This window comes from Methylobacterium sp. J-118, from assembly GCF_057836565.1.
This window is the reverse complement of record NZ_JBYQFA010000001.1, coordinates 1279731-1291506: the sequence shown is the minus strand read 5'-3', so window position 1 is coordinate 1291506 and position 11776 is coordinate 1279731. Positions and strand designations below refer to the sequence as shown.

The 11776-nt window shown below is 68.2% G+C and carries 11 protein-coding genes; 6 read left to right on the top strand and 5 right to left on the bottom strand.

What is annotated here, in order from left to right:
- Nucleotides 1-336: 336 nt before the first annotated feature.
- Nucleotides 337-543 carry a SlyX family protein gene (locus AC3IF3_RS06240; RefSeq protein ID WP_243972954.1) on the top strand — a complete coding sequence of 69 codons (207 nt, stop codon included), beginning with the start codon at nt 337-339 and terminating at the stop codon, nt 541-543.
- A gap of 109 nt (nt 544-652) precedes the next feature.
- Here the strand turns inward: AC3IF3_RS06240 and AC3IF3_RS06235 are convergent, their stop codons facing one another.
- Both AC3IF3_RS06235 and AC3IF3_RS06230 read right to left on the bottom strand, forming a co-directional pair.
- Nucleotides 653-2086, bottom strand: a complete 1434-nt coding sequence (locus tag AC3IF3_RS06235; protein WP_489227846.1) for an NAD-dependent succinate-semialdehyde dehydrogenase — start codon at nt 2084-2086, stop codon at nt 653-655.
- A 101-nt stretch (nt 2087-2187) separates the two neighbouring features.
- Nucleotides 2188-2973 (bottom strand): class II glutamine amidotransferase, encoded by a 786-nt coding sequence (locus AC3IF3_RS06230; protein ID WP_243972950.1) that lies wholly within the window; start codon nt 2971-2973, stop codon nt 2188-2190.
- Nucleotides 2974-3294: 321 nt separating this feature from the next.
- Here AC3IF3_RS06230 and AC3IF3_RS06225 point away from each other — a divergent pair, with 321 nt between their 5' ends.
- Nucleotides 3295-3687: a response regulator gene (locus AC3IF3_RS06225; RefSeq protein ID WP_489220144.1), complete on the top strand. Its 393-nt coding sequence runs from the start codon at nt 3295-3297 to the stop codon at nt 3685-3687.
- A 164-nt stretch (nt 3688-3851) separates the two neighbouring features.
- On the opposite strand, the gene rpsU is transcribed toward AC3IF3_RS06225, so the two are convergent.
- Nucleotides 3852-4187: a 30S ribosomal protein S21 gene (rpsU, locus tag AC3IF3_RS06220; RefSeq protein WP_243972946.1), complete on the bottom strand. Its 336-nt coding sequence runs from the start codon at nt 4185-4187 to the stop codon at nt 3852-3854.
- A gap of 221 nt (nt 4188-4408) precedes the next feature.
- Here rpsU and AC3IF3_RS06215 point away from each other — a divergent pair, with 221 nt between their 5' ends.
- Both AC3IF3_RS06215 and AC3IF3_RS06210 read left to right on the top strand, forming a co-directional pair.
- Nucleotides 4409-5455 carry a threonine aldolase family protein gene (locus AC3IF3_RS06215; RefSeq protein ID WP_489220143.1) on the top strand — a complete coding sequence of 349 codons (1047 nt, stop codon included), beginning with the start codon at nt 4409-4411 and terminating at the stop codon, nt 5453-5455.
- Nucleotides 5456-5566: 111 nt separating this feature from the next.
- Nucleotides 5567-7180, top strand: coding sequence for a peptide chain release factor 3 (locus AC3IF3_RS06210; RefSeq protein ID WP_489227844.1), 1614 nt, complete (start codon nt 5567-5569; stop codon nt 7178-7180).
- Nucleotides 7181-7254: 74 nt separating this feature from the next.
- Here the strand turns inward: AC3IF3_RS06210 and AC3IF3_RS06205 are convergent, their stop codons facing one another.
- Nucleotides 7255-7713: a response regulator gene (locus AC3IF3_RS06205; protein ID WP_243972941.1), complete on the bottom strand. Its 459-nt coding sequence runs from the start codon at nt 7711-7713 to the stop codon at nt 7255-7257.
- Nucleotides 7714-7721: 8 nt separating this feature from the next.
- Complete coding sequence (locus AC3IF3_RS06200; protein ID WP_243972937.1) at nt 7722-8189, bottom strand: BLUF domain-containing protein; 468 nt, start codon at nt 8187-8189, stop codon at nt 7722-7724.
- Nucleotides 8190-8603: 414 nt separating this feature from the next.
- On the opposite strand from AC3IF3_RS06200, the gene AC3IF3_RS06195 reads away from it, so the two are divergent.
- Entirely contained in the window at nt 8604-9887 is a 1284-nt protein-coding gene (locus AC3IF3_RS06195) for a flagellar hook protein FlgE (protein ID WP_243972935.1), read from the top strand.
- Nucleotides 9888-9921: 34 nt separating this feature from the next.
- Nucleotides 9922-11775, top strand: a complete 1854-nt coding sequence (gene flgK, locus AC3IF3_RS06190) for a flagellar hook-associated protein FlgK (protein ID WP_489227843.1) — start codon at nt 9922-9924, stop codon at nt 11773-11775.
- The last annotated feature ends 1 nt before the right edge of the window (nt 11776 follow it).

Below are 11776 nucleotides of genomic sequence, written 5' to 3'. Positions count from 1 at the left end.
ATGACGACTCGTGCGACCGCGGGCTAGAAACCGCTCTACCGTTCGGGCCGATCCGAGTTCATGACCGCAAATCAGTTTATGATGCGACCCGATAATCTGTAGGTTTGCTGTTCGTGGGACGCAGGGCTTTCCGGCCTCGTCATCGCGCCGGGCGATCGCGGCGGATCACCGAGGCCCAGCGTCCACGACAGCTCCGCCTCGGACCGGGTCGGAACGCGCCGCATCACCGGCGGCCTCCCCCCACGGCGTGTGGGAAGCCTTGTCAAACGCTTCGCAGCCTGTGAGGCAGCCGGACGCGGTCGCGATCGGCTGACAGGCCTGCACGGGGGATCGGAAATGGACGCGTCAAGCCGGATCGAGCGCCTGGAGATCCGCCTCACCGAGCAGGAGGCGACCATCGAGGATCTGAACCGTACCGTGACCGACCAGTGGCAACAGATTGACCGCCTCGCGCGGCAGATCCAAGGGCTGCGGGATCAGATGGACGAGGCGGCGGCCCGGTCGGCGCCGGGCTTACCGGAGCCTCCGCCGCCCCATTATTAAAGCTCGTTCCGAACGATGCCTGCCCGCCTTCGGGCGATGCGCCGGCGCCGCACCCGTCACCGGGCGGATGGGCACGGCGCTCAGGGCCTGCCGGAGGCGCGCCGGCGGGTCAGAAATTCGCCTGCGTGACGAACTTGGTCACCAGATAGGCATCGAGCGCCTCGGTGCCGCCCTCGCTGCCGTAGCCGGATTCCTTGACACCGCCGAACGGCGTCTCGGGAAGGGCGAGGCCGTGGTGGTTGATGGAGATCATCCCGCTCTCCACCGTGTTCGAGACCCGGGCCGCCCGCTCGGCCGAGCGGGTGTAAGCGTAGGCTGCGAGCCCGAAGGGCAACCGGTTGGCCTCGGTCAGGGCCTCGTCGTCCTCGGAGAAGCGGTTGATCATCGCGACCGGACCGAACGGCTCCTCGTTCATCATCCGGGCCGTCAGCGGCACCTCGGTGAAGACCGTCGGCTCGAAGAAGTTGCCGCGATTGCCGATGCGCTTGCCGCCGGCCCGCAGGGACGCCCCGGCGGATTCGGCGTCTGCCGTGAGCGCCTCGATCGCCTCGAGCCGGCGCCCGTGAATCAGCGGGCCCATCGTGGTGTCCGGATCGAGGCCGTCGCCGACCTTCGCGCCCTTCGCGTAGCGGGTGAAGCCCTCGACGAACCGGTCGAACACCGAGTCATGCACCAGGAACCGGGTCGGCGAGACGCAGACCTGGCCGGCATTACGAAACTTGGACGGGGCGAGGACCGACACGGCCTTCTCAACGTCAGCATCGCCGAACACGATCACGGGGGCATGGCCGCCGAGTTCCATGGTCGCGCGCTTCATGTGCTCGCCGGCCAGGGCGGCGAGCTTCTTGCCGACCACCGTCGAGCCGGTGAACGAGATCTTGCGGATCACCGGGTGGGGGATGAGGTAGGCCGAGATCGTCGCCGGGTCACCGTAGACCAGCGAGAGGGCATCGCCCGGGATGCCGGCATCCAGGAAGGCCCGCACCAGCGCGGCACAGCTCGCCGGCGTGTCCTCGGGGCCCTTCAGGATCACCGTGCAGCCGGTGCAGAGCGCCGCCGAGATCTTGCGGACGGCCTGGTTGATCGGGAAATTCCAGGGTGTGAAGCAGGCCACCGGACCCACCGGCTCGCGCACCACGGCCTGCAGCACGCCGTCGGTGCGGCCGGGGATGACACGGCCGTAGGCGCGCTTCCCCTCCTCGGCGAACCAGTCGATGATATCGGCCGCCGCCAGGGTCTCGATGCGCGACTCGGCCAGGGGCTTGCCCTGCTCCTGGGTCATGATCCGGGCGATCTCGTCGACCCGGGCGCGCAGCAGGTCGGCCGCCTTGCGCATCACCTTGCCGCGCTCGAAGGGCGCCACCTTCCGCCAGATCGGGAAGGCGCGGGCCGCGGCTTCCAGGGCCTCGTCGAGATCCGCGGTGCCGGCCACCGCGAATTGGCCGATCGTCTCGCCGGTGGCGGGATTCAGGACCGCCAGCGTCTCCCGTTCGACACCCGCACGCCAGCGTCCGGCGATGTGAAGCTCGGTATCCGGATACATCGATCGTTTCCCGCCCGGCCGCACGCGCGGCCCCAGCCGGAATGTGGCCTTTTGGCGCGCCCGGGCAATGCCTGTGGCGGCATGGCTGGGGCGGCGGCCATTCAGGCTGCGGCGCGGGTCCGCTCGGGCACGTCCACGACGGTCGCGGTTCCGTGGCGGGCGCGCAGCGTCGCGCCCTTCGGCACGATCTGCCAGCCCTCGCGGCAGCCGTCGATCGGCTCGGAGACGACGACGATCCCGCCCGGTCCCTCGCGATAATACAGGCTCGGCGGCCGGCCGTCGCAGGCCCAGCGATAGGCTGTGAGCGTCTCGCCGTCGGTGAGCAGGGCCGTGAAGCGCAGCGGCTCGCAGACATTGGCGGCGTCCATCAGGTCGCGGACGGATTTGAGCGTCCGCGCCATGGCGCCGACGGGGTCCTCGGCCAGCCCGTTGGCCAGCGCCAGGAGGAAGATCGCCTCGGAATCGGTGCTGCCCCGGCGGTGGTCGTAGAACGCGTCCGGGATCAGCGCCTCGAGCCTGCGCTTGATCCGGTGATAGCCGCCGATCTGGCCATTGTGCATGAACAGGTGCCGGCCGTAGGCGAAGGGATGACAGTTCGCCCGGGCGGTCGCGGTGCCCGTGGAGGCGCGGACATGCGCGAAGAAAGTTCGCGCCCGCACCTGCCCGCACAGGTTCACCAGGTTCTCGTCCGACCAGGCCGGTGAGATGTCCCGATACACGCCCGGTTCCGGCCGCTCGGCGTACCAGCCGATCCCGAACCCGTCGCCGTTGGTCTCGGTCTTCCCCTCGTCGGCATGCAGCGACTGGTGCACTAGCGAATGGGTCGGTGCACAGACGAGGTCGGAGAGGAAGACCGGCTCACCGCTGTAGGCGAGGAAACGGCACATGTTGGACGGTGATCCTTCAGCTTCAGCCCGCGCTGGATCCGGTGGCCTGTCCCGCCGGGGTGGAGACGTTCCGTCGCAGGAAGTTAACAGTCGGTCCACATCGGTGAACAGGGTCTTAACTGCCGGTCCGGTGCGCCAAATTCGGGCGTTCCGCTCGAAATCGGCACCGCCTGACCGCGAGGCAGGCATGCCCGCCAGACGGCGCCGGACTCTTGTGAGCCGGCTCCTGACAGGTCAGCATGGCCGAATCGGGGAATCAGAAGCCTGCCGGAGCAGGCCGTGCCCCGTCGCGGGGCAATGGACCGACAGCAGGAGATTTTCATGGATCGCGCACAGCCCGAATGTTCCAATCCCGTCGCCCTCGTCGTCGAAGACGACGCGTCGGTCCGCGACCTCGCGACGGCGGTGCTGGAAGAGACGGAACTCGGCGTGATCGCCTGCGAGAGCGCCGAGGCGGCGCTCTCGGTGCTGGAGCGCTCGGACGTCACTGTGGCTTTGCTCTTCGCGGATGTGCGCCTGCCGGGTGCGATGGACGGCGTGTCCCTCGCGCAGGCCGTGGGCCGTCGCTGGCCGGATGTCCGCGTGGTCGTGACGTCCGGGGCGAGCCGGGACGCGCGCCTGCCCGATCAGGCGGTGTACATGCAGAAGCCCTGGCGCGCGCTCGACGTGCTGGTTCAGGCCGAGCACGCGACGATGGCCGCCAAGGCCGCCTGAGCGGGGTGGGGGGCAGCGTCCCCCCATAACCGTAGCCGTTCATGTCGCGGCGCCAGACAGTCAACCCGCCTCTCAAGGACCCGCGCGGGCCTGTCTGGCCACGGCGCACATGAAAAAGCCCGGTCGCTCGCGCGCCGGGCCTTTCCAAATCGATGCGGCGTCGCTCAGGCGGCGGGAGCGGGGCTCACCGGCAGCTGACCGGCGGCGTTGCCGCCCTGCGGGCCGGCGGCGGACGGCGACGGGAAGCCGGGGCGGCGGCTGCCGGCCGGGAAACGGGGCTTCGGCTTCGGCGCGGCGATCAGGCCCTCGCGGATCGCGGTCTTGCGGGCCTGCTTGCGGGCGCGGCGGACGGCCTCGGCCTTCTCGCGAGCCTTGCGCACGGACGGCTTCTCATAAGCCTTGCGCTGCTTCATCTCGCGGAAGATGCCCTCGCGCTGCATCTTCTTCTTGAGGACGCGAAGCGCTTGATCGACGTTGTTGTCGCGAACGAGTACCTGCAACGGACTTGATCCTCTGGACCTGGATTTGGGGCTCGCGCGGCCCGCCGCCGATCTGGAAACCGACAACATCCCTCGCCCGGGATGAACCCGGGAGGGACGGGAACGTCGGTTTCCGAATCGGCGTGGAGCCCACGCCTTGGCGAAGCTACTACACCAAGCGCGCACCAGTTCCAACCTGTCCGCGCGGTCGATCTTCGGCGCTGCCGTGGTAGGTTGCCCGAATGAGACACGACGACTCGCAGCAATTCGCCAGCGACAATTATTCCGGCATCTGCCCGGAGGCCTGGGCCGCCATGGAGGCGGCCAATCGCGGCCACGCGCCGGCCTACGGCGAGGATGCCTGGACGCAGCGCGCCGCGGACGCGTTCCGCCACCTGTTCGAGACCGCGTGCGAGGTGTTCTTCGCGTTCAACGGCACCGCCGCCAACGCCCTCGCGCTCGCCGCCCTGTGCCAATCCTATCACAGCGTGATCTGCGCCGACTCGGCCCATGTCGAGACCGACGAGTGCGGCGCGCCGGAGTTCTTCTCGAACGGCTCGAAGCTCCTGACCGTCCGGACCGAGGGCGGCAAGCTCACCCCCGAGGCGATCCGCGGACTCGCCACGAACCGCAGCGACATCCACTTCCCCCGGCCGCGGGTGGTGACGATCACGCAGCCCACCGAGACCGGCCAGGTCTACAGCCTCGCCGAGCTACGGGCGCTCTCCGAGACCTGCCGCGCCCTGGGCCTCGCCCTCCACATGGACGGCTCCCGCTTCGCCAATGCCTGCGCGAGCCTCGGATGCAGCCCGGCCGACATGACCTGGCGGTCCGGCGTGGACGTCCTGTGCTTCGGCGGCACCAAGAACGGCATGCATGCCGGCGAGGCCGTGGTGTTCTTCGATCGCCGGCTCGCGGAGGATTTCGGCTATCGCTGCAAGCAGGCGGGCCAGCTTGCCTCAAAAATGCGTTTCCTCGCGGCGCCCTGGGTTGGCATGCTGGAGAGTGGCGCGTGGCTGCGGAACGGGGCGCACGGCAATGCCTGCGCCCGGCGCTTCGCCGAAGCCGTCGCCGGGCTTCCGGGGGTGCGGGCGCTGTTTCCCGTCGAGGCCAACGCTGTCTTCCTGACCATGCCGGCCGCCACCATGGAGGGCCTGCGCGCCCGGGGCTGGCGGTTCTACACCTTCATCGGCGGCGGGGCGCGGTTCATGTTCGCCTGGGATGCCGAGGCGGAGCGGGTGGACCAACTCGTCGCCGACCTGCGGGCGCTCGCGGCCGAGGCGGCCTGACCGCCCGCGGTTCTTTGCCAATACGGGGGCTTGCCGCTACAGGATCGCAAGAGCCACGCGCGCCCTGTGACGCCGCGCGGCCCAGACCCGCCGACCCAGAGCGTTCGCTCCATGCTGATGCAGACCAAGACCGAAGCGAAGCCGGCCGATCCGGTTTCGCGGCGGCGCACCTTCGCGATCATCTCTCACCCGGACGCGGGCAAGACCACGCTCACCGAGAAGCTGCTGCTGTTCGGGGGCGCGATCCAGCTCGCCGGCGAGGTCAAGGCCAAGCGCAACCGGGTCTCGACCCGCTCCGACTGGATGGGGATCGAGAAGGAGCGCGGCATCTCGGTGGTCACCTCGGTGATGACCTTCGAGTATGGCGATTGCGTCTTCAACCTGCTCGACACGCCCGGCCACGAGGACTTCTCGGAGGACACCTACCGGACGCTGACGGCGGTCGATTCGGCCGTCATGGTGATCGATGCGGCCAAGGGCATCGAGGCGCGCACGCGAAAGCTGTTCGAGGTTTGCCGGCTGCGCGACATCCCGATCGTCACCTTCGTCAACAAGCTCGACCGTGAGGCCCGCGATCCGTTCGAATTGCTGGACGAGATCGAGAAGACGCTGGCGCTGGATGTCGCTCCGGTGACCTGGCCGATCGGCACCGGCCGGAACTTCTCCGGGACCTACGAACTCGGCGCCAACCGGGTCCGCCGCCTCGACGCGGCCGAGGATGCCGGCATGGTCACGGTGTCCGGCCCGGACGACCCGCTGTTCGATGAACTGCTGACCGAGAACGGCGCCGCCGCTGCGTGGCGCGAGGAGGTGGAGCTCGCCGAGGGCGGCCTCAAGCCGTTCGACCTCGACGCGTTCCGCGAGGGCCACCTGACGCCGGTGTTCTTCGGTTCGGCCCTGCGCAATTTCGGCGTGCGCGACCTCATCGACGGGCTCGCCAAGGTGGCGCCGCCGCCCCGGGGCCAGGATGCCGACAAGCGCCTCGTGGAGCCCGGCGAGCCGCGCATGACCGGCTTCGTGTTCAAGATCCAGGCGAATATGGACCCGAACCACCGGGACCGCATCGCGTTCATGCGGGTCTGCTCGGGCAAGCTCAGCCGGGGCATGAAGGCCCGGCTGGTGCGCACGGGCAAGCCGATCTCGCTCTCGGCGCCGCAATTCTTCTTCGCCCAGGACCGGGCCATCGCCGACGAGGCGTTCGCTGGCGACGTGGTCGGCATCCCGAACCACGGCACGCTGCGGATCGGCGACACGCTCACCGAGGGCGAGGACATAGTGTTCCGCGGCGTACCGAGCTTCGCCCCCGAGATCCTGCGCCGGATCAAGCTGACCGACGCCATGAAGGCCAAGAAGCTGCGCGAGGCCCTGCAGCAGATGGGCGAGGAGGGCGTCGTCCAGGTGTTCATCCCGCAGGACGGCAGCCAGGCGATCGTCGGCGTGGTCGGCGCCCTCCAGCTCGACGTGCTGAAGGAGCGGCTCCAGGCCGAGTACGGCCTGCCGGTGGATTACGAGACCTCGCGGTTCTCGGTGTGCCGCTGGATCGAGTCGGATTCCGAGATCGAGCTCGACAAGTTCGTGGATAGCCACGGCTCGGCCATGGCCAAGGACCTCGACGGGGCCCCGGTCTTCATGGCGACCACCGCGTTCTCCCTCCGCTACGAGGAGGAGCGCTACCCGGCGGTGCGCTTCACCGACGTGAAGGATTACCAGAAGCGGGCGGCGTGAGGCGGAGGGGCCCCTGATCCATTCTCCGACCTCATCCTGAGGTGGTGAATGGGAGAATCCACGTCTCGGCTCGGTCAGAACTTGCCCAGCATCGGGAATTCCACGCTCAAGGTCGATTCGGCCGCCATCGGCGCCTCGCGCTTTCGCGGCTTGCGGTTGAGCACCTGCTTCAGTTTGGTCTTCAGCACCGCCATGTCGAAGGGCTTGAGGATGAAGGCGTCCGCCCCCGCCTGATGGGCGAGGTTGATGTCCTCGAAGTCGAAGGACGATTCGGTGAGCATGAACGGCGTGTTCATCAGCGCGTCGTCGGCGCGGATCTCGCGCAGGAGGCTGATCCCGTCCATCGGCTCCATGTCGAGGTCGGAGATCACCAGGGCGTAGCGGCGCTGCCGCAGGCGTTCCAGCGCCTCGGGGGCGCTGGTGACGCCCTCCACGTCCGGGAAACCGATGCGGGTCATCAGCATCACGATGAGCCGCAGGAGCTTCTCCTGGTCGTCGACGATGAGGATCGGGGGCGTATCGCTCTCGGACATCGCTCGGCTCAGACGAAGAGGTGATCGATGCCCTGGCGGGACATCGCGTCGGATTGGAGCGCCAGGCACAGCCCGTGGATCGCCGAGGCCTTCGGTGTGCCGCGCTGGAGCATGGGCAGCAGATTGGCCTTGGCGAACAGGGTGTCGTTGCCCGCGCTCCGCTGTGCGCTCTTGAAGGAATGGACGAATTCGCGCTTGGCGATCTCCCGCCACTCGCTGATCTGGACGTCGCGATGGCGGCTGTCGGCGCTGACCCGGTCGAAGGTCTCATGCACCGACGAGCGCTCGCCCTCGATCACCTGACAGGCAAAGTTGCCCTCGATCACCAGGAAGCTCGTGATCACCGCGAACTCGTTCTTCTTCTGGGCGATGCGGCCGATCTCGCCGATCTGCTCGGACCGCTTGGCGGGATCCGACGACAGGTTCATCCGCGAGAAGTAGATGATGTGGACGAGGCTCGTCCGTTTCGCCCGCATGATCCCGAGACCCGAAAGCCGTACCCGTCAAGCACTTTCGGGCAGGACGCGCTGCGCCCGATCCCTGCCCGGACCCGCCGCATCATCCCGGATACCGCACCCGGGACGATTCGCCAGCCTGTTGCGATGGCATCATCCGTGTCCGAAGGCCTGTGGCCACCGTCCGGGATGATGCTCTAGCCCGCCTGCGACCTTCGCATGGGTTCGGATAACGTGCCGTAAACGCCGGAAAACCCCGAGCCGGGTCGGGGACGCCCCGGCGCGGCAGAATTTGCCGGCCCGGTCCGTCCGGGCGGCCAAGCCTGCCGGGCCGAGCCGGAGCCGATCGTGGTTTGTCAGGGACTTAGCGATGGCACGGCGGTTGCGGCCATCCGGATCTGCGGGCCGCGATGGCGCGCATCGGGATCGCTCGCCATGGATCTTTTTTCCGCACTGCAGACCTCGGTCTCCGGACTGCAGGCGCAGTCCTACGCCATCAGCAACATCTCCGGGAACATCGCCAACTCGCAGACGACCGGTTTCAAACGCGTCGACACCAGCTTCGTCGACCTGATGTCCGAGACGACCCCCAAGCGTGAGGTCGCCGGCTCGGTTCTGGCCCAGTCGCAGCTGACGAACACGATCGCCGGCAACGTCGTCTCGACGACCGTGCCGACCAACATGTCGATCAGCGGGACGGGCTTCTTCACGGTGGCGCAGAAGACCGGGGACGCCAACGGCGCCGCGACCTTCAGCGGGACGAACGCCTACACGCGGCGCGGTGACTTCGCTCCCACCGCCGACGGGCACCTGATGAACGGGGCCGGCGGCTACCTGACCGGCAACAACCTCGATCCGATCAGCGGCCAGGTCACCTCGTCCGGACCGATCGTGATCGGCAATCCGACCCTCCCGGCACAGCCGACGACCACCATCACCTACGCGGCCAATCTCCCGGCGACGCCGACGACGAGTTCGACCGCCGATCCGGCCAACAGCATCGCCGGTCCGTCGCTGACGGCCTATACCGCGTCCGGAGCGCCGGTCACGATCAACATGCGCTGGGTCCAGACGACGCCAAATGGCAACGGAACGGATTCCAGCTGGAACCTACTGTACAACAGCAGCGCCACCAGCACACCGAACTGGACCGATACCGGCCAAGCGTTCACCTTCGATTCGACGGGCAAGATGACCTCGCCCACCGGCACTGTGGCCGATCCGACCAGCATCACCGTCGATCTGAGCAACAAGACGATCTCCGGATACACGTTTCCGAAGCTTTCGCTCGATCTGTCCGGCGGACTGACCCAATACGCCGACGCGAGCGGCGCCGTCACCACCAACGCGCTCAGTCAGAACGGCAGCACCGCGGGCACGCTGACGAGCGTCGCGGTCGGCACCGACGGCAAGATCAACGGGACCTTCTCGAACGGGGCCGTGAAGGCGCTCGCCAATGTCGGGATCGTCCAGTTCGCCGATCCGGACGGGCTCAAGGCCGATACGAACGGCAATTACCTGCAGACGGCCGATTCCGGCCCCCCGCTGGCGGGCCTCGACGGCAGCACCATCACCGGTGCGAGCATCGAGCAATCCAACACCGACATTGCGACCGAATTCTCTAAGATGATCGTAACCCAGCAGGCCTATTCTGCAAACACGCGCGTCATGTCGACGGCCCAGACCATGATGTCTGACCTGCTCAACGTGATCCGGTAGGTTGCATCGCAGGGAGCGCTGAGGAGGCTTCGACATGTCGCTGAACGCGCTCTCCAATGCGACCGCCGGGCTTGCGGCCACGCAGGCGGCGATCAACGTCGTCTCGCTGAACGTCGCCAATGCCGGGACGGCCGGCTACGTCAAGCGGACGCTCACGCCGGTCGCCACCGGGACCAACAACCTGGGGGTCGCTGCCGGGACGGTCACCCGAAGCTTCGACGCAGCCGCCCTGAACCAACTGCGCCTTGAGACGTCCGGCGCCGCCTATACCAGCACGAAGGCCAGCATCGGCTCTCAGCTCGACGCCCTCTACGGAACCCCCGGCAGTGCGACGGCCCTCGACGGCACGCTGAACACCTTCACGCAGTCGCTGCAGCAACTCGCCGCCAATCCGACCTCCGCGGCGGCCCGGACGACCGTCCTCGGCAACGCGACGGCACTGGCCGGTCAGATCAACAGCGCCGCCAACACGGTGCAGACCCTGCGCACCGGGATCGAGGCGCAGCTCGGAACCGACACGACTTCGGCCAGCGCGCTCCTCTCGAACATCGCGAAACTCAACACCAAGATCCAGAACACCACGGACAGCACGTCGGTCGCCGACCTGCAGGACCAGCGCGACCAGGCGATCAACAGCCTGTCGAGCTACATGGATGTCAAAGCCACGCCGCAGAGCGACGGCACGGTCACCGTCCTCACCCAGTCGGGCGCCACCCTGGTCGATCGCGGCAACGCGGCGACCCTGAGCTTCGACGGCCGCGGCACGCTCAGCGCGAACTCGTCCGCCACGTCCACGCCGCGCTCGGTCGGCACGATCACCGCCACGCTGCCGGGTGGCGGCAAGATCGATCTCGGCGAGCCCGGCGTGCTGCGCTCCGGAAGCCTCGCCGCCCAGCTCGAGCTGCGCGATCAGACCCTGCCGCAGGCGCAGCGCCAGCTCGACGACCTCGCCGCCGGCCTGGCGAGTTCGCTGACCGACAAGACCGTGACCGGGACCTCGGACGGGACCTCGGCGACGATCGACCCGACCGGGATGAAGGCCGGCAACACGATCACCATCCCGGTGACGGTGAACGGGGCGGTCCGCAACGTCATCCTGATCGCGTCCGACGCCAATGCCACGTCGGTCCCCGCGAGCGAGACCAACGATTCCACCGCCCTGGTGCAGACCTTCAAGATCCCCAGCGGGACGGCGACCTACGCCGACTCGATCAATGCGGCGCTGGGCAATCTCAATCTGGGATTGACCGCGACGATGACCGGCAGTTCGGTCACGATCGGGCCCGCGTCCGGGAGCGCACCCGCGGTGACCGCGGCCACCGCCAACGTCACCGCGGTTTCCGCGACCGACCTGTATACCGGCAACCCGTCGCTGGCCCTGTTCGTCGACGGCGCGAACAACGCGGTCTACACCGGCAGCTTCGACGGCGGCTCGAAGCTCACCGGATTCGCGCAGCGCATCGCGGTCAACCCGACCCTGTCCGGCGACACGGCGGCGCTCTCGGCCGCGGCGAGCTCGACGAGCGCGGCCAACACGAACGCGTCCGGCACACGGGCGCAGCAACTCTACGCGGCGCTGACCTCCACCCAGCAGACCTTCTCGTCGTCGAGCGGCATCGGCGGGGTCTCGGCGCCCTACAGCGCCACCGTGGCGGGTTTCGCGCAGGACATCATCGCCGCGCAGGGGGCCGCCTCCGCCAATTCGACGGCCATCGATTCCAGCCAGCAGACCGCGCTCTCCACCGCGCAGAGCCGGTTCTCGGCCGGGGCCGGGGTCAATATCGATCAGGAGATGTCGAACCTGATCGCCCTGCAGACCGCCTACGGCGCCAATGCCCGCGTGCTGACCGCGGCCCGCGACATGCTCAACCAGCTGCTGCAGATCTGAT